Raw genomic sequence first — 22,473 nt, 5'->3', positions numbered from 1 at the left:
CGTTAAAGTTGTGATCTAAGTCACACTTCAGGCCGGTGTTTCGTCGCGGAGCTCCCGGCGCAGGATTTTTCCGACGTTCGTCTTCGGAAGTTCGTCACGGAACTCGATGATGCGCGGCTGCTTGTAGCCGGTGAGTTCGTTGCGCGCGTGCGCCTTCACCTGTTCGGCGGTCAGGGACGGATCCTTCTTCACGATCACGAGCTTCACCACCTCGCCCGATTTCTCGTCGGGAACGCCGACCGCGGCCACTTCCAGCACGCCGGGCATCATCGCGATCACGTCTTCGATCTCATTGGGATACACATTGAAGCCCGAGACCAGGATCATGTCCTTCTTGCGGTCGACGATGTAGAAGAAACCGCCTTCGTCCATGCGCGCCATGTCGCCGGTATGCAGCCAGCCATCGGCATCGATCGCCGCCGCCGTGTCTTCCGGGCGCTGCCAGTAGCCGCGCATCACCTGCGGTCCCTTGATGCACAGTTCGCCGACTTCGCCGACCGGCAGCACGCGGCCTTCCTCGTCCTTGACGCAGGCGTCTGTGGATGGAATGGGCAGGCCGATGGCGCCGTTGTATTCGACGAGGTCCATCGGGTTGATGCAGGCCGCGGGCGATGTCTCGGTGAGTCCGTAGGCCTCGACCAGGGTTACGCCGGTGGCCTTCTTCCAGCGCTCGGCCACCGAGCGCTGCACGGCCATGCCGCCGCCCAGGGTCAGCCGCAGCTGCGAGAAGTCCACGTCCTCGAAGCCGGGGGTATTGAGCAGGCCATTGAACAGGGTGTTGACGCCGGTGATCGCGGTGAACGGCTCGCGCTTGAGCTCCTTGACGAAGCCCGGCATGTCGCGCGGGTTGGTGATCAAGATGTTCTTGGCGCCGAACTTGGTGAACACCAGTCCGTTCGCCGTCAGCGCGAAGATGTGGTAAAGCGGCAGCGCGGTGACAATGACTTCCTGGCCCGGTTTGGCCTGCTTGCTGACCCAAGCAGAAGCCTGCTGCATGTTCGCCACCAGGTTGCGGTGGGTGAGCATCGCGCCCTTGGCGACGCCCGTGGTGCCGCCGGTGTACTGCAGGAAGGCGATGTCCTCTCGGTCGATGTCGACCTTGGGCGTGCCGTACCTGGCGCCGGCCTTGAGCGTGTCGCGGAAGCGGGTCGTGCCCTGGATGGAATAGTCGGGCACCATCTTCTTCACGTGCTTGACGACGAAGTTGACGATCGCGCCCTTGGGGAAGCCGAGCATGTCGCCCAGGCCGGTGGTGATGACGGTTTCGACCTTGCTGTCGGCGAGCACCTTCTGCACGACGTGGCCGAAGTTGTCCAGCACCAGGATCGCCCGCGCGCCCGAGTCCACCAGCTGGTGGCGGAGTTCGCGCGCGGTATACATCGGGTTGGTGTTCACCACCGCAAGCCCGGCGCGCAGCGCGCCAAAGGTCGCGATCGGGTACTGCAGGCAGTTGGGCATCATGATCGCGATGCGATCGCCCTTCTTCAGCTTCAGCACCTCAAGCAGGTAGGAAGCGAACTGGTTGCTGAGCGTGTCGAGCTCGCCGTAGGTGATCGAGACGCCCATGTTGGAGAACGCGGGCTGGTCGCGGTACTTGTCGATCGCTTCCTGGAGCAGCGCGGGGATCGACGGGTACTCGTCGGCATCGATATCCGCCGGGATCCCTTCCGGATAGTTCGCCAGCCACGGCCGTTCAGTACTGCTCATTCATTCCCCCTCGGGCTGTTGTGCCGGCATGCTCCATGCCTCGGCGTATCGTCTCGATTGGAGCACAGGCTTCCGCAGCGCGGCAAGGCGCAGTGCAGCTATGCTGGCAATCGCTGGATTGATCGGAGGATGCGGCATGCCCAGTCACGGAAGCGGGGACACTGCGGTTTGGCGCGCCGGTGCCCTGCTGGTGCTGCTCTGCATGATCGCGATCGGCTGCACGCGCCCGCCGCCGGAACAGGCATTGCGGGACGCTTTCAAGGGGCTGCAGGCGGCAATCGAAGCGCGCGACGCGGGCGATGTCGCGTCGTTCCTGGCGGAGGATTTCATCGGCCCCGGCGGTCTGGACCGCGACGGCGCGCGGCGCCTGGCCGCGCTTCATTTCCTTCGCCACGCCGACGTCGGCGTCCTGCCCGGACCGCTGGATGTCGAGCTGCAGGAGAACCATGCCCGGGTGCGCTTTGGCGCCGTGCTCTCCGGCGGTGGCAGCGGGCGCTTGCTGCCGGAAAGCGCCCGCGCCTGGCAGGTCGACACCGGCTGGCGCCTTGTCGACGGCGACTGGCGGATGGCCAGCGCCGACTGGTCGCCGGCGCTGCGCTGATCCTTTTTCCGTCGGAGCGGCTTTTTTGTAGGAGCGGCCTTTGCAGGAGCGGCTATAGCCGCGAAGGGGTCGCAGGACTGTCGCAAGATTGATCGCGGCTATAGCCGCTCCCACAGGTGCAGGGCGATGGCTTGGCCAAAGTGGTGCGGACTGGCCGGGTCGCAGCTATAGCTGCTCCTACAGGTGCTTCTGCGGCCGTTCCTGCAACCGCCCCTGCAACCGCCCCTGCAACCGCCCCTGCGACCGCTCATGCAGGGGCGGCGACAGGAGCGTCAGGCGGAGTGCTGCCCGGCCAGCTGCCGCAGCACGTAGTGCAGCAAGCCGCCGTTGCGGAAGTATTCCACCTCCTTGGGCGTCAGCAGCATCACCTCGGCCTGGAACGCCTTGCTGCTGCCGTCGGCTGCGGTGGCGGTCACCGTTGCACGCTTTGCGGCGCCGTCCTGCAGCCCGGTCACCGCATAGGTCTCGGTGCCATCCAGCCCCAGCGACGCCGCCCCTTCGCCCTCGACGAACTGCAGCGGCAGCACGCCCATGCCGACCAGGTTGGAGCGGTGGATGCGCTCGAAGCTCTCGGCGATCACCGCCTTCACGCCCATCAGGTTGGTGCCCTTGGCCGCCCAGTCGCGCGACGAGCCGGTGCCGTATTCCTTGCCCGCGATCACCATCAGCGGCGTGCCGTCGGCCTTGTACTTCATCGCCGCGTCGTAGATCGACATCTTCTCCGGCGGGGTGCTGCCGAAGTACAGCGTGTTGCCGCCTTCCTCGCCGCCGAAGAACTGGTTCTTGATGCGGATGTTGGCGAAGGTGCCACGCACCATGACGTCGTCGTTGCCGCGGCGCGAGCCGTAGCTGTTGAAGTCGGCCGGCTGCACGCCGCGCGACTGCAGGAACAGGCCCGCGGGCGAGTCCTTCTTGATCGCGCCCGCCGGCGAGATGTGGTCGGTGGTGATCGAGTCGCCGAACAGGCCGAGCACGCGCGCGCCATGGATGTCGTCGATGTTGCCGACCTCCATGGTCATGCCGTCGAAGTAGGGCGGGTTCTTGATGTAGGTCGAGGCCTCGTCCCAGGGATAGAGCTCGCTTTCCGGCGATTCCATCGAGTTCCAGCGCGCATCGCCCTTGAACACGTCGGCGTAGTTCTTGGCGAACAGTTCGGGGCCCACGGTCGCGGCGATCATGTCGCCGATTTCCTTGTTGCTCGGCCAGATATCGCGCAGGTAGACGTCGTTGCCGTCCCGGTCCTGGCCCAGCGCTTCGGTGGTCAGGTCGATGTCGACGGTGCCGGCGATCGCGTAGGCCACGACCAGCGGCGGCGAGGCGAGGTAGTTCATTTTCACCTCGGCGTGGATGCGTCCCTCGAAGTTGCGGTTGCCCGACAGCACGGCGGCCGCGGCGAGGTCGTTCTCGGCAATACCCTTGGACACCGCTTCCGGCAGCGGCCCGGAGTTGCCGATGCAGGTGGTGCAGCCGTAACCGACCACGTAGAAGCCGAGCTTCTCCAGGTCGTCCATGACGCCGGCCTTCTTCAGGTAGTCGGTGACCACCAGCGAGCCCGGGCCGAGCGAGGTCTTCACCCAGGGCGCGGCCTTCAGGCCCTTGGCCACGGCGTTGCGCGCCAGCAGGCCGGCGCCCAGCATCACCGCCGGGTTGGACGTGTTGGTACAGGAAGTGATGGCCGCGATCACCACCGAGCCATCGCTCAACTCGTGGTCGCAGTCGTTGATGGAGATCCTGGAAACCGGCTTGGCCGCCAGGCGCTCGGCCTGCGGCTGGCCGCCACCTTCCTTCTCGAAGCGGTTGACCTGCAGGTCGCGCGACTTTTCGCGCTGGGCGGTCATGGGGCCGACGTTGTCGTTGAAGTTCCGCTTCATGTCTTCGAGCAGCACGCGGTCCTGCGGGCGCTTGGGGCCGGCAAGCGACGGCTTGACCGTCGCCATGTCGAGTTCCATCACCGACGAATAGCTCGCATCGGCCTGGCCGGGCTCATGCCACAGGCCCTGCGCCTTCGCATAGGCCTCGACCAGCGCGATCTGCTCTTCGCTGCGCCCGGACAGGCGCAGGTAGCGCACGGCCTCGGCATCGACCGGGAAGATGCCGCAGGTGGCGCCATATTCGGGAGACATGTTGCCGATGGTGGCGCGGTCGGCCAGCGGCAGGTGCTGCAGGCCTTCGCCAAAGAATTCGACGAACTTGCCGACCACGCCATGCTTGCGCAGCATCTGGGTGACGGTGAGCACCAGGTCGGTGGCGGTGGCTCCTTCCGGGAGCTTGCCGCCGAGCTTGAAGCCCACCACCTGCGGGATCAGCATCGACGAAGGCTGGCCCAGCATTGCCGCCTCGGCCTCGATGCCGCCCACGCCCCAGCCGAGTACGCCGATGCCGTTGATCATAGTGGTGTGGCTGTCGGTGCCGAACACGGTGTCCGGGAACGCCCAGGTCTCGCCCTCCAGCTCGCGCTCCATCACCACGCGGGCGAGGTTCTCCAGGTTCACCTGGTGCACGATGCCGGTATTGGGGGGCACCACCTTGAAGTTTCCGAACGCGTTCTGGCCCCAGCGCAGGAAGCCGTAGCGCTCCCTGTTGCGCTGGAATTCGATCTTGCCGTTGAGATCCAGCGCATCCGGGCGGCCGAACACGTCGACCTGCACCGAATGGTCGATCACCAGTTCGGAAGGAATCAGCGGGTTGATCTGGTCCGGGCTGCCGCCCAGGCGCGCGACGGCATCGCGCATGGCCGCGAGGTCGACCACGCAGGGCACCCCGGTGAAGTCCTGCAGCACCACGCGCGCGGGCATGAAGGCGATTTCGGTGTCCGGCTCGGCGGTCGCGTCCCAGCGCGCCACCGCCTCGATGTGCTCCTTGCCGACCGTGACCCCGCCGTCCTCGTGGCGGAGCAGGTTCTCCAGCAGGATCTTCATGGCGTAGGGCAGGCGGGCAATGTCGAACTGCTGGCCGAGCTTGGCGAGGCTGGCGTAGGTGTAGGACTTGCCGTTGACTTCGAGGCGGTCGCGGGTAGAGAAGGAATCGGCCATGGCTGGGCTCCTTTTGTGCAGATGGCTGGCGGACTGGCAGGCCCCCAGTCTACGGATGAATGTGTAAGCGGGCGTTTGCGGCATTCCAGGTATGCGGCCTTGGGTATGCCTTGCAGGGTATGTATACTACGCGCATACCGTTCCAGCCATCCCCGCCCCGGGGCAGGAGTTCCCATGGAAGCCACCGTAGCCGAGCGCGGCCAGATCACCCTGCCCAAGGCGGTGCGTGACGCCCTGGGGTTGACCAAGGGCACCTTGCTCAAGGTCGAGCTGGAAGGCGGCCGCATCATCCTGCGCAAGAACGTGGACGATGCGATCTCCCGCGCCCGTGGCCGCTTCAAGCTGCCCGAGGGCGTGAGCACCGACGACGTCATGCGCGAGCTGCGCGGGCGCGCGCCGGGCGACCCGGTCGAGTCCTGACCGCGCCGATGATCGCGATCGACACCTCTGTCCTGATCGACCTGCTGGGGGACGACGCAGGCACGGCCGACGCCGCCGAGCAGTGCGTGCGCGACGCGCTCGCCCTGGGGCCGGTGGTGCTGTGCGACGTGGTGGTCAGCGAGATCACCGCCGGCCTCGGCCACGGCACCGACATCATGGACGTGGTTGAAGAAATGGGCATGCGCTACGTGCCCGTCGAGCGCCGCTCGGCGATCCGTGCCGGCGAGATGCAGCGCCGCTTCAACCAGCGCCGCCGCGCCGCGGGGCAGGGAGGACAGGCCTCGCCGCGCACCGTGCCGGACTTCATCGTCGGCGCCCACGCACTGCTGCAGTGCACCGGCCTGATCACCCGCGACGCAGGTTTTTTCCGCGACTACTTCAAGGGCCTGAAGGTCATCGTTCCCAAGGCCCCCTGATCGAATCCACGCTTCATTTCCACCGCGACATTCCTGGAGTACCCCCCCCATGTTGGAAGCTTATCGCCATCACGTGGCCGAACGCGCTGCGCTCGGCATCCCGCCGCTGCCGCTCTCGCCGCAGCAGACCGCCGACGTCATCGAGCTGCTGAAGAACCCGCCCGCCGGTGAAGAGCAGTTCCTGGTCGAGCTCTTGACCCACCGCGTGCCCGCGGGCGTGGACGATGCCGCCAAGGTCAAGGCCAGCTACCTCGCTGCCGTCGCGTTCGGCACCGAGCAAAGCGCCTTGATCGGCCGCGAGCGCGCCACGGAACTGCTCGGCACCATGCTTGGCGGCTACAACGTCGCGCCGCTGGTCGAGCTGCTGGACGATGCCGATCTCGGTGCGGTCGCGGCCGAGGGCCTGAAGCACACGCTGCTGGTGTTCGACGCCTTCCACGACGTGGAGGAGAAGGCGAAGGCCGGCAACACCAACGCGAAGGCCGTGCTGCAGAGCTGGGCCGACGCCGAATGGTTCACCTCGAAGCCCGAAGTGGCGGAAAGCATGACCATCACCGTGTTCAAGGTGCCGGGTGAAACCAATACCGACGACCTGTCGCCGGCGCCGGACGCGACCACCCGCCCCGACATCCCGATGCATGCGCTGGCGATGCTGAAGAACAAGCGTCCCGATGCGCCCTTCGTGCCGGAAGAGGACGGCAAGCGCGGCCCGATCCAGGCCATCGCCGACCTCAAGGCCAAGGGCCACCTGGTCGCCTACGTCGGCGACGTGGTCGGCACCGGCTCCAGCCGCAAGTCGGCCACCAACAGCGTGCTGTGGTGGACGGGCGAGGACATCCCCTTCATCCCGAACAAGCGCTTCGGCGGCGTCTGCCTGGGCTCGAAGATCGCGCCGATCTTCTACAACACGATGGAGGACGCCGGCGCGCTGCCGATCGAACTCGACGTGTCGAAGATGGAGCACGGCGACGTGGTCGAGCTGCGTCCGTACGAGGGCAAGGCGCTGAAAAATGGCGAAGTGATCGCGGAATTCGAGGTCAAGAGCGAGGTGCTGTTCGACGAGGTGCGCGCCGGTGGCCGCATCCCGTTGATCATCGGCCGTGGCCTGACCGGCAAGGCGCGCGAGTCGCTGGGCCTGCCCGCCGTCGACCTGTTCCGCCAGCCGGCGGTGCCTGCCGACACGGGCAAGGGTTTCACCCTGGCGCAGAAAATGGTCGGTCGCGCCTGCGGCCTGCCGGAGGGGCAGGGCGTGCGCCCGGGCAGCTACTGCGAGCCGAAGATGACCACCGTGGGTTCGCAGGACACCACCGGCCCGATGACCCGCGACGAACTGAAGGACCTGGCCTGCCTGGGCTTTTCGTCCGACCTGGTGATGCAGTCCTTCTGCCACACCGCGGCCTATCCGAAGCCGGTGGACGTCAAGACGCACCACACGCTGCCGGAGTTCATCTCCACCCGCGGCGGCGTCTCGCTGCGCCCGGGCGACGGCATCATCCACAGCTGGCTCAACCGCATGCTGCTGCCCGATACCGTCGGCACCGGCGGTGACTCGCACACCCGCTTCCCGATCGGCATCTCGTTCCCGGCGGGATCGGGGCTCGTCGCCTTCGCGGCGGCCACCGGCGTCATGCCGCTGGACATGCCGGAGTCGGTGCTGGTGCGCTTCAAGGGCAAGATGCAGCCCGGCGTCACCCTGCGCGACCTGGTGCATGCGATCCCGTTGTACGCGATCAAGGCAGGCCTGCTGACCGTCGCCAAGCAGGGCAAGAAGAACATCTTCTCCGGTCGCATCCTCGAGATCGAGGGCCTGCCGGAGCTGAAGATCGAACAGGCCTTCGAACTCGCCGACGCCTCGGCCGAGCGCTCCGCCGCCGGCTGCACCGTGCGCCTCGACCAGGCGCCGATCATCGAGTACCTGACCAGCAACATCACCCTGCTGAAGTGGATGATCGCCGAGGGCTATGCCGACGCGCGCACGATCCAGCGCCGGATCGACAAGATGGAGCAATGGCTGGCCGACCCGCAGCTGATGGAGCCGGACGCAGACGCCGAGTACGCCGCGGTGATCGAGATCGACCTGGCCGAGATCGTCGAGCCGATCGTGTGCTGCCCGAACGATCCGGACGACGCCAAGACCCTGTCCGACGTCGCCGGCGCGAAGATCGACGAGGTGTTCATCGGCTCGTGCATGACCAACATCGGCCACTTCCGCGCGGCGGCGAAGCTGCTGGAAGGCAAGCGCGACATCCCCACGCGCCTGTGGGTCGCACCGCCGACCAAGATGGACGCCAGCGAACTGACCAAGGAAGGCCACTACGGCACCTTCGGCGCCGCCGGTGCGCGCATGGAAATGCCGGGCTGCTCGCTGTGCATGGGCAACCAGGCCCAGGTGCGCGAGGGCGCATCGGTGATGTCGACCTCGACCCGGAACTTCCCCAACCGCCTGGGCCGCGGTGCGAACGTGTACCTGGGTTCGGCGGAGCTGGCGGCGATCTGCTCGCGCCTGGGCCGCATCCCGACGCGCGAGGAGTACCTGGTCGACGTCGGCGTGATCGACGGTCATGGCGCGGAGATCTACCGCTACATGAACTTCGACCAGATCGAGGAGTACCGCGAGGTGGCGGAGGCGGTGCCGGCGGCCTGATCCCGACCGCCGTCGCAGACAAGGAGACGCCCGGCATCGCCGGGCGTTTTCCTTACATCCTCCCCCGCCAATCCCCCGCTCTTGTAGGAGCGGCTTTAGCCGCGATCGCCCGGAGCGTGCTCCTGCAGAGCGGACATAGCCGCGACCAGCATGTAATCCCGCCTTTGTAACCCCCGCCTTGATCCGGATCCCAACAAATGCAATCCCCCCGAAACCCTCTGTCACCCACCGGCAAACTCTTCACGGCCATCGCCCTGATCGAAGCCTTCACCTGGGCCGGCCTGCTGGTCGGCATGTACCTCAAGTACGTCAGCGGCACGACCGAACTCGGCGTCTGGCTGTTCGGGCGCCTGCACGGCGCCGCTTTCCTGCTCTATGTCGTGGTCGCATTCGTCGCAGGCGTCAGGCTGCGCTGGCCGATGTGGGCACTGCTGCTCGCGGTGCTTGCCGCGATCCCGCCGTTGGCGACGCTGCCCCTCGAATACTGGTTCCGCCGCCGTGGCCTGCTGTCGGGAGCGGCGACGCCGGCTGATCCGGGTGCGGAACGCACAGGCCCCATGTAGCAGCCAAGTGTCGGCCGAACCCGACCCCAACCCCCAACCGCTTTTGCCCTATCCGCGAAAATCCGCCCTGATCCGCGCGAATCCGTGGCAAAAAAGCTGGTCAACCGCTCCCTCAGCCCAACAGATCCTCAACCGCCTGCGCCATCGCCCCACGGCGCAACAGGAAGTCCCACGGACTGCCGCCAAACTGACGCCACAGCACCGCCGAACGCAGCGCTGCCAGCAGCATCGCGCGGATCTCGGCCACGATCGCGGCCTGGCCCAGGTAGTGCGGGTTGCCCTGAACAAGCACGCGCGGGCGCAGGTGGCTGACGGTGTCGGCGTACAGGGTGCCGAGCTTCGCCAGCACCTCCGGGTGGGCCGTTCCCAGGCGTTCGGCCTCGATGCGCGCGGCAAGGATGCCTTCGTGCACGCGCCCGGCGATATCGTCGTCCTGCACGAAGCGGCGCTCGAGCTGGGTCACCGCCAGCGCCAGCTTCGGCAGCAGCGGGTCCTGGCCCTTGTTGGCCAGGTAGTCGCGCACCAGCATCAGGCCCGGGCGCACGTTGGGAACGCCGCCGTAAACGTCGGCGGGGGACTCCGCGTCGATCCGGAACACGCTGCCAAGCGCGGTTTCAAGCACCGTGCCCTCGGCCTGTCCGGTCTCTGCCACGCGGCGCACCTGGCGCAGCGCCTGGGCGAGGCCGGCGAGTGCCAGCATGCGCTCGTGCATGTCGCTCATGCCGATGCCTCCAACGTGCCGGCCGGCGCGTCGGTAGCGGCGATCACGGCGCCGCCGAGGCAGGCGTCGCCGTCGTACAGCACCACGGACTGGCCGGGCGTCACTGCGCGCTGCGGGCGCGGGAAGGCGACCCGCAGGGCACCAGAATCATCGACTGTCACTTCGCAGGGCTCCTCTTGCTGCCGGTAGCGCGTCTGCGCCGTGCAGCTGAAACGGGTGGATGGCGGCGCGCCGGCGATCCAGTGCGCGGCCTCGCTGCGCAGGATCTGTGACATGAGGTATGGGCTGTCATGCCCTTGGTCAACCGTGAGCACGTTGGACGCCACGTCCTTGCCCACCACGTACCACGGCTTGTCTTCGAAACCGCGACGGCCGCCGATGTGCAGGCCCTCGCGCTGGCCCAGCGTGTAGTAGAACACGCCCTGGTGTTCGCCCACGGCCTGCCCGCCGGGCGTGCGGATCTCACCCGGCCGCGCCGGCAGGTACTGGCCGAGGAACTCGCGGAAATCGCGCTCGCCGACGAAGCAGATGCCGGTCGAGTCCTTCTTCGCCGCGGTCGGCAGGCCGGCTGCGCTGGCCATCGCGCGCACGTCGCCTTTTTTCAGTTCGCCTAGCGGAAACACGGTGGCGGCGAGCTGCGCCTGCCCGAGCTGGTGCAGGAAGTAGCTCTGGTCCTTGCCGCGGTCGGCGGCGCGCAGCAGGCGCCAGTGCGCGCCGTCGTGGTCCACGCGCGCGTAGTGGCCGGTGGCGATGCGCGCGGCGCCCAGCTCGCGCGCGGCATCCAGGAAATGCTTGAACTTGATCTCGCGGTTGCAGAGCACGTCGGGATTGGGCGTACGCCCCGCTGCGTACTCGGCCAGGAAGTGTTCGAACACGCCGGCCCAGTACTCACCGGAAAAGTCGCGGAAGTGGATCGGGATCCCCAGCCGGCCGCAGACGGCCACGGCGTCGCGGCGGTCCTCGTCGGCGCGGCAGTGGCCGCTGCCGTCATCGGCCCAGTTGTCCATGAACAGTCCGGCGATGGATTCGCCGGCGTCGCGCAGGAGCAGGGCGGCGACCGAGGAATCCACGCCGCCGGACATGCCGAGGATGATGCGCGGCGCCATCAGCGCACCGAGCGCAGCAGCGAAAGCGGCTGCCGGCTGCCGGCCAGGTGGTCGGCCACGACCTGCCAGACCAGGGGGCTGCGGTGTCGCTCCGCCTGCGCCTCCAGCTCTGCGGGAGTCAGCCACATCGCGCGCACGATGCCCTCGTCCAGTGACCGCGCCGGATCATGCGAGAGCGGTCGCGCAGCGAAGGCGAAGCGCAGGTAGTGGCGGCCCGGCGTGCCGTCCGGGCGGGTGGGGGAGGTCCACTGGTAGGCGCCGATGAAGGCGGTGGGCTCCACCGTCCATCCGGATTCCTCGAGGGTTTCGCGCACCGCCGCATCTACAAGGTCCTCGTCGGGCTCGAGGTGGCCGGCGGGCTGGTTCAGCACCAGTCGGCCCGCGGAGTACTCCTCGACGCAGAGCACGCGGCCGTCGTCGACCACCACGGTGGCGACGGTCACGTCGGGCTGCCAGACCCGGCCCTGCCGATAGGTCACGGCCGGTAGCGCCCACGCGCGCCCGGACGCATCGGGGCGTCGGCGTGGATCGTCGGGACAAGGCGGGCAGGCTGCATGCGGGAACCGTTGGCTGGCAGGGCATTTTCCCCCGGCAGGCGGGGTCCGTCCACCGGGCGCGCCGGTATAATCACGGCCATGAGCAACAACTCCGGACATGAGCGCGACCACGGCGTCGCCGTCGAGGTCGGTCGCCCCGAACTGGCGCGGCCGCCGCTGTATTCCGTCTTCCTGCTGAACGACGACTACACGCCGATGGACTTCGTGGTGGAAGTGCTGGTGCGCTTCTTCGGCCTGGACCTGGAACGTGCCACCCAGGTCATGCTTCACGTGCATACCCGAGGTCGCGGCGTGTGCGGGGTATTCACCCGCGACGTGGCCGAATCCAAGGTCGCCCAGGTCAACGAGTACGCGCGCCTGAACCAGCACCCGCTGCTGTCGACGATGGAAAAGGCCTGAGCGGATCCGCCGCCTTCGCCTGCACCCTGCGCTGACATCGCCTGCCGGGATACTGTGGCCCGTGGCCGACGCTTGCCATTGGTGCAGGCGAAGGCCTACAAGGAATCCGTCGCCGGATGGAAAAAGCCTCCGGGCATCCCCATCTGGTAAGCAGTGAATCCAGGAGGCCCCCGCCCCATGTTCAGCAAGGATCTCGAATACAGCATCGGCCAGTGCTACAAGCGCGCCCGCGAGGCACGCGACGAGTACATGACGGTCGAGCACCTGTTGCTGGCGCTGCTCGACAACCCTTCGGCAGAGACGGTGCTGAAGGCCTGCGACGCCGACTTCCACCGCCTGCGCTCCGACCTCGAGCAGGCCATCGCCAGCTCTGTTTCCCGGCTGGCCGATGACGACGGCCGCGACACCCAGCCCACGCTGGGCTTCCAGCGCGTCCTGCAGCGCGCGGTCTACCACGTGCAGTCCTCCGGCAAGAAGGAGGTCAGCGGCGCCAACGTGCTGGTGGCGATCTTTGGCGAGAAGGATTCGCACGCCGTCTATTTCCTGAACCAGCAGGACGTGAGCCGGCTCGACGTGGTGAATTACCTGTCGCATGGCATCGCACGCACGGGTGAGGAGCCGCAGTCCGACTCCGGCGATTCCGAGCCCAAGGCCGAAGTCGGCGAGGGCGAAGGCAAGGGCGACGCGCTGGAAGAGTTCGCCAGCGATCTCAACGAACTTGCCCGCCAGGGCAAGATCGACCCGCTGGTCGGCCGCGCCGAGGAAATCGAGCGCACCATCCAGGTGCTCTGCCGCCGCCGCAAGAACAACCCGCTGTACGTCGGCGAGGCCGGCGTCGGCAAGACCGCGATCGCCGAGGGCCTGGCCAAACGCATCGTCGATGGCGAAGTGCCCGAGGTGCTGGCCGATGCCACCATCTACTCGCTCGACCTGGGTGCGCTGGTGGCCGGCACCAAGTACCGCGGCGACTTCGAGAAGCGGCTGAAGGCGGTGCTGGCCGCGGTCGGCAAGCACGAGAGCGCGATCCTGTTCATCGATGAGATCCACACCATCATCGGTGCCGGTTCCGCGTCGGGCGGCACGATGGACGCGTCGAACCTGATCAAGCCGGCGCTGGCTTCGGGCGAGCTGCGCTGCATCGGCTCGACCACCTTCCAGGAATACCGCGGCATCTTCGAGAAGGACCGGGCGCTTGCGCGCCGCTTCCAGAAAATCGACATCGTCGAGCCAACGGTCGGTGAGACCTACGAGATCCTGCAGGGCCTGAAGCCCCGCTACGAGGCCCACCATGACGTCACCTACGCCGACGAGGCGCTGCAGGCGGCGGTGGACCTGTCGGTCAAGCACATCGGCGACCGCCTGCTGCCTGACAAGGCGATCGACGTGATCGACGAGGCCGGCGCGCGCCAGCGCCTGCTGCCCGAAAACCTGCGCAAGTCGCTGATCGACGTCGAGGAGGTGGAGACCATCGTCGCCAAGATGGCGCGCATCCCGGCCAAGCAGGTCAGCGCTTCGGACAAGGACGTGCTGGAGCATCTCGAGCGCAACCTCAAGATGGTGATCTTCGGCCAGGATCCGGCGATCGGAACGCTGACGTCGGCGATCAAGCTCGCGCGCTCCGGCCTGGCCAATCCCGACAAGCCGATCGGCAACTTCCTGTTCGCGGGCCCCACCGGCGTCGGCAAGACCGAGGTCACGCGCCAGTTGGCGTTGCAGCTGGGCATCGAGCTGGTGCGCTTCGACATGTCGGAGTACATGGAATCGCACTCGGTCAGTCGCCTGATCGGCGCGCCGCCGGGCTACGTCGGATTCGACCAGGGCGGGCTCCTGACCGAGAAGATCGTCAAGACGCCGCACTGCGTGCTGCTGCTGGACGAGGTCGAGAAGGCGCATCCGGACATCTTCAACATCCTGTTGCAGGTGATGGACCGCGGCATCCTGACCGATACCAACGGTCGCGAGGCCAACTTCCGCAACGTGATCCTGGTGATGACCACCAATGCGGGCGCAGCGCAGGCGGCGCGGCGCACGATCGGCTTCATGCAGCAGGACCACAGCACGGATGCGATGGAGGTGATCCGCAAGGGCTTCACGCCGGAGTTCCGCAACCGCCTGGACGCCATCGTGCAGTTCCAGCCGCTGGGCTTCGAGCACATCCTGCGCGTGGTCGACAAGTTCATCATCGAGCTCGAGGAGCAGCTGCACGAGAAGAGCGTGAGCCTGGCGGCGACGCCGGCGGCGCGCGAGTGGCTGGCCCAGCATGGCTTCGACCCGCTGATGGGCGCGCGGCCAATGTCGCGGGTGATCCAGGACAAGGTGAAGCGGCCGCTGGCCGACGAGCTGTTGTTCGGGCGCCTTGCGGGCGGTGGCAAGGTCTCGATCGACGCCGTGGACGGCGAGCTGGTGCTCGACGTGCAGGCGGAGCCGGAGAAGCTGCTGCCGGCGACCGTGGACTGAGCTGCCCGGCCCCCGGGCGGTGGGTCTCGCTATAGCGGCGATCGCGGCCATGGCCGCTCCCACTACAAAAAAGGCGGCCCGCGGGCCGCCTTTCCTCTTCAGGCGCGGGCGCGCCTTACTTCATGCGATACGTGATGCGACCCTTGGTCAGGTCGTACGGGGTCATTTCGACCTTGACCCGGTCACCGGTCAGGATGCGGATGTAGTTCTTGCGCATGCGCCCGGAGATGTGCGCGATGATCTCATGCCCGTTCTCCAGCTTCACACGGAACACCGTGTTGGGAAGCGTCTCGGAGACCGCGCCTTCGAATTCAATGACATCGTCTTTCGCCATGCGGTATGTACTGACCAATCTGTGGGCCGGGCGCGTTGCCCGTAAGACGGGAATTGTCGCACGCCCGGCCGCGTAGCGCAAAAGTTCCCTGTGGGAGCGGCCATGGCCGCGATCGCGGCCCAGTCGATCGACCCCCGCCAACGGCATCGCGGCTATAGCTGCTCCCAGCGGGCCAGCGCGGGTGCGGAAAGCTCGCCGAAGTCACCCGCCCAAGACCCCACCCTGCCGGGCAGGGCGGTGAGGCGGCGCACTTCGGCCAGGAACCGGTCGCGCGGCCAGGACTGCGCGCCCATCCGCACCAGGTGCGCGTTCTCCACCTGGGCGTCCAGCAATGGCCAGCCCCAGCCATTCAGCACGCGGGCCAATGCGGCAAGGGCGACCTTCGAGCCACCGCTCTGCCCGCTGAACATGCTTTCGCCGAAGAACATCCGGCCCACCGCGACGCCGTAGAGCCCGCCCGCCAGCCGTCCGTCCCCGCCCCGGACCTCGATGGAATGCGCGTGGCCCAGGGCGTGCAGGGCCGAATACGCCTCGCGCATGGTGTCGGTGATCCAGGTCCCGTGGCCGTCGCCGCGAACGGTCGTGGCGCAGGCGTGGACGACCTCGTCGAACGCGCGATCGGCGACCACGCTCCAGTCCGAGCCCCGAAGCTGCCTGCGGAAGCGCGATGACAGGTACACACCGTCGGTGCGGAAGACCGTGCGTGGATCCGGGGACCACCAGAGCAGGGGCTGGCCTTCCGAATACCAGGGAAAGATGCCGTTGGCATAGGCATTGAGCAGCCGCGCCGGAGCCAGGTCGCCGCCCACGGCAAGCAGGCCGTCAGGCTCACGCAGGGCCGTCGCCGGATCCGGGAACGGCGCGCCCGGGTCCGCGTCCAGCAGGGCGGGCAAGGCGCGGCTCACGTGGCAGCCGGCACGTCGCGGAAGGGCGAGCGCCGCATCAGCGCCTGCATCATGCCGTCGACCGTGGCTTCCTCCTGCCGGCACCACTCCGAAAGTGCCTGGCGGAAGTCGGGGTCGGCAATCCAGTGGCGGCTGCGCACGGCCGTGGGCAGGAAGCCGCGCGCGATCTTGTGCTCGCCCTGGGCGCCCGGCTCGAAGTGCGAAAGCCCCTCGCGCAGGCAGTACTCGATGCCCTGGTAGTAGCAGGTCTCGAAGTGCAGCCCGGGCAGCTGGCGCACGGCGCCCCAGTAGCGCCCGTACAGCGTGTCGCGACCGCGCAGGCACAGCGCACCGGCGATGGCTTCGCCGTCGAGGTCGGCCAGCACCAGTACCAGCGCACGCGGCATGGTGGCGGCCAGGTGGTGCAGGAATTCGAGGGTCAGCGCCGGCGAGTTGCCGTAATCGGCGAATGTCTCGAGGTAGAAGTCATGCATGTTGGCGAGGTCGGTCGCGGTCGCCTCGTCGCCGTGCAGCACCCGGAACGTGACCCCGGCGCGCGCGACTTTCGCCCGCTCCTGGCGGATGTTCTTGCGGTGGCGGTGGTCCATGTCGGCGAGGAAGGCCGTGAAGTCGGGCCAGCCCGCCGCGTTGCGCCAGTGGTACTGGATGTCCGTGCGCCGCAGCCAGTCATCGCCGAAGACGGCCTCTTCCGCGGCCGTGTGGAAATTCACGTGGGCCGAAGACAGTCCCAGCGCGAGCGCGTCGTCGGCGATGGCCGCGAGCAGCCGGGCGCGCGCGGCCTCGTCGCGCGCCAGCAGTCGCGGCCCGGTGACCGGGGAGTAGGGCACCGCGCCCAGCCACTTGGGAAAGTAATCACGTCCGTAGCGCGCATAGGCGTGCGCCCACGCGTGGTCGAAGACGAACTCGCCGTGCGAGTTCTCCTTCAGGTAGCCGGGTGCCGCGGCGACCAGCGTGTCGCCGTCCCACAGCGCGACGTGCCGGGGCGTCCAGCCCCAACGCGGACGCAGGCAGCCGGCGGACTCCATTCCTTCCAGGAAGGCGTGCGCGACAAACGGGTTGCCGCCGTCATGCAGCGCGTCCCAGCCCGCGGCCGGGATGCCTGAAAGCGAAGCGTGGATGCGCACGACGGGCATGCCGCGGCTCAACCGGGGCCGCCCGCCGCGCGCCGCCGCTCAGGCGTCCTTGTCGAGGAAGCGCTCGGCATCCAGCGCCGCCATGCAGCCGAAGCCGGCCGAGGTGATCGCCTGGCGATACACCTGGTCGGCCACGTCGCCGGCGGCGAACACACCCTGCACCGAAGTTTCGGTGGCACCGCCGGCCAGCCCCGAGCGGATCTCGAGGTAGCCGTTGTTCATCGCCAGCTGGCCTTCGAACAGCGAGGTGTTGGGCGTGTGGCCGATGGCGACGAAGAAGCCGTGCACGTCGATTTCGCGCGTGCTGTCGTCCTGCACCGACTTCAGGCGCAGGCCGGTCACGCCGGCCTCGTTGCCGAGTACCTCGTCGACCACGTGGTGCCATACCGGCACGATCTTGCCGGCGTCGATCTTGGCCTGCAGCTTGTCCTGCATGATCTTCTCCGCGCGCAGGGTGTCGCGGCGGTGCACCAGGTAGACCTTGCGCGCGATGTTGGACAGGTACAGCGCCTCCTCGACCGCGGTGTTGCCGCCGCCGACCACGGCCACGTCCTGGTCCTTGTAGAAGAAGCCGTCGCAGGTGGCGCAGGCGGAGACGCCGCGGCCCTTGAACGCCTCTTCCGATGGCAGCCCCAGGTACTTGGCGGTGGCACCGGTGGCGATCACCAGCGCATCGGCGGTGTAGTCGCCGTTGTCGCCCTTCAGGCGGAACGGGCGCTGCGACAGGTCGGCGCTGTGCACCTGGTCGAAGATGACCTCGGCCTCGAAGCGTTCGGCGTGCGCCTGCATGCGGTTCATGAGGTCCGGGCCCATCAGTCCGTGCGCGTCGCCGGGCCAGTTGTCGACCTCGGTGGTGGTCATCAGCTGGCCGCCCATCTGCAGGCCGGTGACGACCACGGGCTTGAGGTTGGCGCGGGCGGCGTAGACGGCGGCGGTCCAGCCGGCGGGACCGGAACCGAGGATGAGCAGGCGGCAGTGCTTGGAAGTGGTCATGTATACTCGCGGGCCATGGAAACACGGCGTTGGGAAGCCCATAGCTTGGCGTCGCCGGGGCGGCAAGACAAGGCGCAAGCGGCTGTCGTGGCTGCAACGCAGGGTTGCCCGCAGCAGGATTGAGACGCGCCGCAAATGCGGCGTTTTTCGTGCATCACCCCAGAGGGCGAAAGATGCGTATCGGCGTTCCCAAGGAAACAAAGACCCTGGAGGGTCGCGTCGCCCTCGTCCCCGCCGCGGCGGGCGATCTCGTCAAGCGCGGCCACGATGTATGGCTGGAAAAGGATGCCGGGGTGAAGTCCGGTTTCGCCGATGCCGACTACGCCGCGCTGGGCGTCAACATCGCCCCCGATGCCGCCGCGCTGTACGAAAAGGGCGAGATGATCGTCAAGGTCAAGGAGCCGATCGCAGGCGACCTCGAGCACCTGCGCCGCGACCACCTCCTGTTCTGCTACCTGCACCTGGCGGCCGAGCCTGCGCTGACCCGCAGCCTGCTCGACATCGGCCTGACCGCCGTCGCCTTCGAGACCGTGGAGCTTCCCAACGGAGACCTGCCGCTGCTTGCGCCGATGTCGATCGTCGCCGGCCGCATTGGCGTGCAGGTCGGCACGCACCTCCTGCACCAGCCGGAAGGCGGCAAGGGCAAGCTGCTCGGCGGACTGCCTTCGACCGATCGCGGCAAGGTCGTGGTGTTCGGGGGCGGCAAGGCGGGCGGTGCATCAGCCACCCTGGCCGCCGCCGGCGGCGCCAACGTCACCGTGTTCGAGATGCGCACCGACCGCATGGACGAAATGATGCGCCTGGGCGCCAACGTCACTGCGCTTTATCCCTACCACGACGTGGTCGCGCGCGAGGTGGCATCCGCCGACCTGGTGATCGGTGCGGTGCTGGTGGCCGGGGCCAGGGCGCCCAAGGTGCTGACCCGCGACATGCTCAAGGCGATGGAGCCGGGCAGCGTGCTGGTCGACATCGCGATCGACCAGGGCGGCTGCTTCGAGACCTCGCGACCGACCACCTGGAAGGCGCCGACCTACGTCGAAGAGGGCGTGACCCACTTCTGCGTGACCAACATGCCCGGCGCCGTGCCACAGACGTCCTCGCAGGCGATCTGCGCCACGATCCTGCCCTGGGTGAACCGGCTGGCCGCCGGCGGCGACTGGACGTCCGACCCGGCGCTGGCGCGCGGCATCAACGTCGCCGGGGGCCAACTGGTCCATCCCGCCCTGCTGGGCATGGCCGTTTGACCTGCAATGTGATTAAAATCATCTCATTGCAGGAACTTCTTAAGGCCTGATCACACGTGGTAGCACGCCCGGCATCCGAACGCGGCACCCGGCGCCAGCGCAAACCGGCGCCGCGCATTGCCGCCTCGGCACCCAATCCGCGCCGGCAGAAGCTGCTGCGCGACATCGCGCTGATCGCGATCGCGCCGCTGCTGGTGTACCTGATGGTGTGCCTGGCGACGTATTCGCCGTCCGATCCGGGCTGGAGCAACGCCGGCAGCCTGACCGCGCCGCTGAACAACGCCGGCGGCAGGGTCGGTGCCTGGACCGCCGACGTGCTGCTGGGGCTGTTCGGCCACGTCGCGTTCGTGCTGCCGCTGATCCTCGGCGCGGTGGCCTGGATCGCTCTCTTCGGCATGGACACCGATGGCGATGGCGAGGCCGATCTCGGCCCGGCGCTGCGGCTCGTGGGCATTGTCGGCTTCATCGTCTCGTCGACCGGACTCCTGTACCTGCGCATTGGCGCGGTGGCGGGCTATTCGGCGGGCAGCGGCGGCATCCTCGGCCGCCTGGTCGGCAACTCGCTGTATTCGGCGTTCGGGCCGGTGGGTGGCAACCTGTTCCTGCTGGCGCTGCTGCTGGTGTCGGTGACCCTGGCCACGGGCCTGTCCTGGTTCAAGGTGATGGATGTCATCGGTCACTGGGTGCTGCGGCTGCCGGAGCTGTTCCGCCGCGGCAGCAAGCAGGCCAGCGAGTGGCAGGAAGCGCGCGCCCACCGCGAGGAGCGCACCGAGGTCCGCAAGATCGACACCGAGCTGCGCGCCAAGCGCGGCAAGGTCCGGATCGAGCCGCCGCCGGCACCGGTGGTGGAAAAGAGCGAGCGCGCCAAGCGCGAGCAGCAGATCCCGCTGTTCAACGTCGCCGACGGCAGCGGCATCCCGCCGCTGGCGCTGCTGGACGATCCCAAGCCGCAGCCCAAGGGCTACGACGACGACACCCTGGAAACCCTGTCGCGGCAGATCGAGTTCAAGCTCAAGGACTTCCGCATCGACGCGCAGGTGGTCGGCGCCTATCCGGGCCCGGTGATCACCCGCTTCGAGATCGAGCCTGCGCCGGGCATCAAGGTCAGCCAGATCAGCTCGCTGGACAAGGACATCGCCCGCGGCCTTTCGGTGAAGTCGGTGCGCGTGGTCGACGTGATCCCGGGCAAGTCGGTGATCGGCCTGGAAACGCCCAACACGCACCGCGAGATGATCTACCTGTCCGAACTCCTGCGCTCGAAGGAATACGACAAGGCGGCCGGCCCGCTGACGCTTGCGCTGGGCAAGGACATCGCCGGCCGGCCGACGGTCGCCGACCTTGCGCGGATGCCGCACCTGCTGGTCGCCGGCACCACCGGCTCGGGCAAGTCGGTGGCGGTCAACGCCATGGTGCTGAGCCTGCTGTACAAGGCGTCCGCCAAGGACGTGCGCATGCTGATGATCGACCCGAAGATGCTGGAGCTCAGCGTCTACCAGGGCATCCCGCACCTGCTGGCGCCGGTGGTCACCGACATGAAGGAGGCCGCCAACGGCCTGCGCTGGTGCGTGGCCGAGATGGAGCGCCGCTACAAGCTGATGAGCGCGGTGGGCGTGCGCAACCTGGCCGGCTTCAACAAGAAGGTGCGCGAGGCCGCGGACAGCGGGCAGCCGCTGTTGGACCCGCTGTTCAAGGCCAACCCCGACATCGACGAGCTGCCGCAGCCGCTCGAGCCCCTGCCGTTCATCGTCATCTTCATCGACGAATTCGCCGACATGATGATGATCGTCGGCAAGAAGGTGGAAGAGCTGATCGCGCGCCTGGCGCAGAAGTCCCGCGCGGCCGGCATCCACCTGATCCTGGCCACGCAGCGGCCGTCGGTCGACGTCATCACCGGCCTGATCAAGGCCAATATCCCGACCCGCATCGCGTTCCAGGTGTCGAGCAAGATCGACTCGCGCACGATCCTGGACCAGTCGGGCGCGGAGACGCTGCTCGGCCACGGCGACATGCTCTACCTGCCGCCGGGCACGGCCATGCCCGAGCGCGTGCACGGTGCTTTCGTCTCCGACGAAGAGGTGCATCGCGTGGTCGAGAACCTGAAGCAGTCGGGCGGCGGCCCGGACTACATCACCGGCGTTCTGGAAGAAGTGCAGACCATGGGCGACGGCGTCGTGGTCGGCGCCACCGGCCTGCCTGAGTCCAGCAGCAGCGGCGACGAGAGCGATCCGCTCTACGACGAGGCCGTACGCGTGGTGACCGAGACCCGGCGCGCGTCGATCTCGGGCGTGCAGCGCAGGCTCAAGATCGGCTACAACCGCGCCGCGCGGCTGGTCGAGGCCATGGAGGCCGCAGGCGTGGTCACGCCGCCGGAGCACAACGGCGACCGCAGCGTGCTTGCGCCGCCGCCGCCGCAGTAGCCCTTCGACTTGTGGGAGCCGCTATAGCGGCGATCGCGGCCATGGCCGCTCCCACAATGGGAACTCGCGAGCATGGCCATTCCCACATTGGAAACTCGCGTGATCCCGCATTCAGCCTGCGCAAGCGACACTTCGCAACGCATTCCCCGGATGGAGCCACCTATGACCCGCATGCGCTACTGGCTGGCCGCACTGGCCCTGCTGTCCACCATCGCCGGCACCGCGTACGCGGGCGCCCGCGACGATCTCGCTGTGTTCAGCGCCAGCCTCAAGGGGCTCGACGGACAGTTCGAACAGAAGCTCTACGACCTCGATGGCCGCCTGAAGGAAACCTCCAGCGGCCGCGTCGCGCTGTCGGCGCCGCGCCTGTTCCGCTGGGAATACGCGACGCCCTACGAGCAGCTGATCGTGGCCGATGGCGAGAAGATCTGGGTCTACGATCCCGACCTCGAGCAGGTGACCGTGCGTGCGCAGGGGCCGGAAGAGCAGAACAGCCCGCTGGCGGCCCTGGTCGATCCGGCGAAGCTCGAGCGCGACTTCAACGTCCGCGAAGGCGGTGAGGCCGAGGGCCTTTCCTGGCTCCAGCTGTCGCCGCGCGATGCCGACCAGGCCAGCTTCAGCAGCGCCCGCCTGGGCTTCAAGGGTGCGTCGCTGGTGCGCATGGAAGTGGTCGACAGCCTGGGCCAGCGCACCGAGGTCACGTTCAGCGGCTGGAAGCGGAACCCTGCCTTCGATCGCGGGACCTTCCGCTTCGTCGCGCCGGCTGGCGTGGACGTGGTCGGCGAGGGGTGAGTCTTCGGGGC

At 67.8% G+C, this 22,473-nt stretch carries 19 protein-coding genes; 10 read left to right on the top strand and 9 right to left on the bottom strand.

What is annotated here, in order from left to right; all coding sequences use genetic code 11:
• Positions 1-27: 27 nt before the first annotated feature.
• On the bottom strand, positions 28-1,707 hold the full coding sequence (locus tag ACW7GZ_RS04145; protein WP_457003860.1) for a long-chain fatty acid--CoA ligase: 1,680 nt from the start codon (positions 1,705-1,707) through the stop codon (positions 28-30).
• A 136-nt stretch (positions 1,708-1,843) separates the two neighbouring features.
• Here ACW7GZ_RS04145 and ACW7GZ_RS04140 point away from each other — a divergent pair, with 136 nt between their 5' ends.
• A complete protein-coding gene (locus ACW7GZ_RS04140) occupies positions 1,844-2,308 on the top strand; it encodes a nuclear transport factor 2 family protein (protein WP_457003862.1) in 465 nt (154 codons plus the stop codon).
• Positions 2,309-2,580: 272 nt separating this feature from the next.
• Here the strand turns inward: ACW7GZ_RS04140 and acnA are convergent, their stop codons facing one another.
• Entirely contained in the window at positions 2,581-5,424 is a 2,844-nt protein-coding gene (gene acnA / locus ACW7GZ_RS04135) for an aconitate hydratase AcnA (RefSeq protein ID WP_457008016.1), read from the bottom strand.
• 90 nt (positions 5,425-5,514) lie between these two features.
• On the opposite strand from acnA, the gene ACW7GZ_RS04130 reads away from it, so the two are divergent.
• The 4 genes from ACW7GZ_RS04130 (at position 5,515) to ACW7GZ_RS04115 (ending at position 9,404) form a co-directional block, all read left to right on the top strand.
• Positions 5,515-5,760, top strand: a complete 246-nt coding sequence (locus ACW7GZ_RS04130) for an AbrB/MazE/SpoVT family DNA-binding domain-containing protein (RefSeq protein ID WP_457003866.1) — start codon at positions 5,515-5,517, stop codon at positions 5,758-5,760.
• Between the two features lie 8 nt (positions 5,761-5,768).
• Entirely contained in the window at positions 5,769-6,197 is a 429-nt protein-coding gene (locus ACW7GZ_RS04125; RefSeq protein WP_457003868.1) for a type II toxin-antitoxin system VapC family toxin, read from the top strand.
• A gap of 49 nt (positions 6,198-6,246) precedes the next feature.
• Entirely contained in the window at positions 6,247-8,841 is a 2,595-nt protein-coding gene (acnB, locus tag ACW7GZ_RS04120) for a bifunctional aconitate hydratase 2/2-methylisocitrate dehydratase (protein ID WP_457003870.1), read from the top strand.
• A gap of 197 nt (positions 8,842-9,038) precedes the next feature.
• A complete protein-coding gene (locus ACW7GZ_RS04115) occupies positions 9,039-9,404 on the top strand; it encodes a DUF3817 domain-containing protein (RefSeq protein WP_457003871.1) in 366 nt (121 codons plus the stop codon).
• A gap of 112 nt (positions 9,405-9,516) precedes the next feature.
• Here ACW7GZ_RS04115 and ACW7GZ_RS04110 read toward each other — a convergent pair whose 3' ends face one another.
• The 3 genes from ACW7GZ_RS04110 to ACW7GZ_RS04100 are packed head-to-tail and all read right to left on the bottom strand — an operon-like array spanning position 9,517 to position 11,710.
• Positions 9,517-10,116: a lysogenization protein HflD gene (locus ACW7GZ_RS04110; RefSeq protein ID WP_457003997.1), complete on the bottom strand. Its 600-nt coding sequence runs from the start codon at positions 10,114-10,116 to the stop codon at positions 9,517-9,519.
• A 5-nt stretch (positions 10,117-10,121) separates the two neighbouring features.
• Positions 10,122-11,234 carry a tRNA 2-thiouridine(34) synthase MnmA gene (gene mnmA / locus ACW7GZ_RS04105; protein ID WP_457008609.1) on the bottom strand — a complete coding sequence of 371 codons (1,113 nt, stop codon included), beginning with the start codon at positions 11,232-11,234 and terminating at the stop codon, positions 10,122-10,124.
• Entirely contained in the window at positions 11,231-11,710 is a 480-nt protein-coding gene (locus ACW7GZ_RS04100) for an NUDIX hydrolase (RefSeq protein WP_457003873.1), read from the bottom strand. Before ACW7GZ_RS04100 ends, mnmA begins: the two co-directional genes overlap by 4 nt.
• Before the next feature lie 156 nt (positions 11,711-11,866).
• Between ACW7GZ_RS04100 and clpS the strand changes: the two genes are divergently transcribed.
• Both clpS and clpA read left to right on the top strand, forming a co-directional pair.
• Entirely contained in the window at positions 11,867-12,187 is a 321-nt protein-coding gene (gene clpS / locus ACW7GZ_RS04095; RefSeq protein ID WP_343253919.1) for an ATP-dependent Clp protease adapter ClpS, read from the top strand.
• Between the two features lie 177 nt (positions 12,188-12,364).
• Positions 12,365-14,644: an ATP-dependent Clp protease ATP-binding subunit ClpA gene (clpA, locus tag ACW7GZ_RS04090; RefSeq protein ID WP_457003875.1), complete on the top strand. Its 2,280-nt coding sequence runs from the start codon at positions 12,365-12,367 to the stop codon at positions 14,642-14,644.
• A gap of 115 nt (positions 14,645-14,759) precedes the next feature.
• Here the strand turns inward: clpA and infA are convergent, their stop codons facing one another.
• The 4 genes from infA to trxB all read right to left on the bottom strand — a co-directional run bounded on the left by infA (position 14,760) and on the right by trxB (position 18,009).
• Positions 14,760-14,978 (bottom strand): translation initiation factor IF-1, encoded by a 219-nt coding sequence (infA, locus tag ACW7GZ_RS04085; RefSeq protein WP_343253921.1) that lies wholly within the window; start codon positions 14,976-14,978, stop codon positions 14,760-14,762.
• A gap of 152 nt (positions 14,979-15,130) precedes the next feature.
• Positions 15,131-15,883 carry a leucyl/phenylalanyl-tRNA--protein transferase gene (gene aat, locus ACW7GZ_RS04080; RefSeq protein ID WP_457008014.1) on the bottom strand — a complete coding sequence of 251 codons (753 nt, stop codon included), beginning with the start codon at positions 15,881-15,883 and terminating at the stop codon, positions 15,131-15,133.
• Positions 15,880-17,016 carry a GNAT family N-acetyltransferase gene (locus ACW7GZ_RS04075; RefSeq protein WP_457003879.1) on the bottom strand — a complete coding sequence of 379 codons (1,137 nt, stop codon included), beginning with the start codon at positions 17,014-17,016 and terminating at the stop codon, positions 15,880-15,882. Before ACW7GZ_RS04075 ends, aat begins: the two co-directional genes overlap by 4 nt.
• A 39-nt stretch (positions 17,017-17,055) precedes the next feature.
• Positions 17,056-18,009: a thioredoxin-disulfide reductase gene (gene trxB / locus ACW7GZ_RS04070; RefSeq protein ID WP_457008012.1), complete on the bottom strand. Its 954-nt coding sequence runs from the start codon at positions 18,007-18,009 to the stop codon at positions 17,056-17,058.
• 173 nt (positions 18,010-18,182) lie between these two features.
• On the opposite strand from trxB, the gene ald reads away from it, so the two are divergent.
• The 3 genes from ald (at position 18,183) to lolA (ending at position 22,462) form a co-directional block, all read left to right on the top strand.
• Complete coding sequence (gene ald / locus ACW7GZ_RS04065) at positions 18,183-19,253, top strand: alanine dehydrogenase (RefSeq protein ID WP_457003883.1); 1,071 nt, start codon at positions 18,183-18,185, stop codon at positions 19,251-19,253.
• A gap of 116 nt (positions 19,254-19,369) precedes the next feature.
• Positions 19,370-21,670: a DNA translocase FtsK gene (locus ACW7GZ_RS04060; RefSeq protein WP_457004001.1), complete on the top strand. Its 2,301-nt coding sequence runs from the start codon at positions 19,370-19,372 to the stop codon at positions 21,668-21,670.
• Positions 21,671-21,820: 150 nt separating this feature from the next.
• Positions 21,821-22,462 (top strand): outer membrane lipoprotein chaperone LolA, encoded by a 642-nt coding sequence (lolA, locus tag ACW7GZ_RS04055; protein WP_457008010.1) that lies wholly within the window; start codon positions 21,821-21,823, stop codon positions 22,460-22,462.
• Positions 22,463-22,473 lie beyond the last annotated feature (11 nt).

It is taken from the genome of Luteimonas sp. A537, assembly GCF_054052065.1.
This window is presented reverse-complemented; position numbering and strand designations above follow the sequence as displayed.

Coding starts and splice junctions, on each gene's coding strand:
- infA (WP_343253921.1), bottom strand. CDS start 14,978: ATGGCGAAAGACGATGTCATTGAATTCGAAGGCGCGGTCTCCGAGACG.
- clpA (WP_457003875.1), top strand. CDS start 12,365: ATGTTCAGCAAGGATCTCGAATACAGCATCGGCCAGTGCTACAAGCGC.
- ACW7GZ_RS04140 (WP_457003862.1), top strand. CDS start 1,844: ATGCCCAGTCACGGAAGCGGGGACACTGCGGTTTGGCGCGCCGGTGCC.
- ACW7GZ_RS04125 (WP_457003868.1), top strand. CDS start 5,769: ATGATCGCGATCGACACCTCTGTCCTGATCGACCTGCTGGGGGACGAC.
- ACW7GZ_RS04145 (WP_457003860.1), bottom strand. CDS start 1,707: ATGAGCAGTACTGAACGGCCGTGGCTGGCGAACTATCCGGAAGGGATC.
- ACW7GZ_RS04115 (WP_457003871.1), top strand. CDS start 9,039: ATGCAATCCCCCCGAAACCCTCTGTCACCCACCGGCAAACTCTTCACG.
- ACW7GZ_RS04075 (WP_457003879.1), bottom strand. CDS start 17,016: ATGCCCGTCGTGCGCATCCACGCTTCGCTTTCAGGCATCCCGGCCGCG.
- acnB (WP_457003870.1), top strand. CDS start 6,247: ATGTTGGAAGCTTATCGCCATCACGTGGCCGAACGCGCTGCGCTCGGC.
- ACW7GZ_RS04110 (WP_457003997.1), bottom strand. CDS start 10,116: ATGCACGAGCGCATGCTGGCACTCGCCGGCCTCGCCCAGGCGCTGCGC.
- ACW7GZ_RS04130 (WP_457003866.1), top strand. CDS start 5,515: ATGGAAGCCACCGTAGCCGAGCGCGGCCAGATCACCCTGCCCAAGGCG.
- trxB (WP_457008012.1), bottom strand. CDS start 18,009: ATGACCACTTCCAAGCACTGCCGCCTGCTCATCCTCGGTTCCGGTCCC.
- lolA (WP_457008010.1), top strand. CDS start 21,821: ATGGAGCCACCTATGACCCGCATGCGCTACTGGCTGGCCGCACTGGCC.
- ald (WP_457003883.1), top strand. CDS start 18,183: ATGCGTATCGGCGTTCCCAAGGAAACAAAGACCCTGGAGGGTCGCGTC.
- acnA (WP_457008016.1), bottom strand. CDS start 5,424: ATGCCGCAAACGCCCGCTTACACATTCATCCGTAGACTGGGGGCCTGC.
- clpS (WP_343253919.1), top strand. CDS start 11,867: ATGAGCAACAACTCCGGACATGAGCGCGACCACGGCGTCGCCGTCGAG.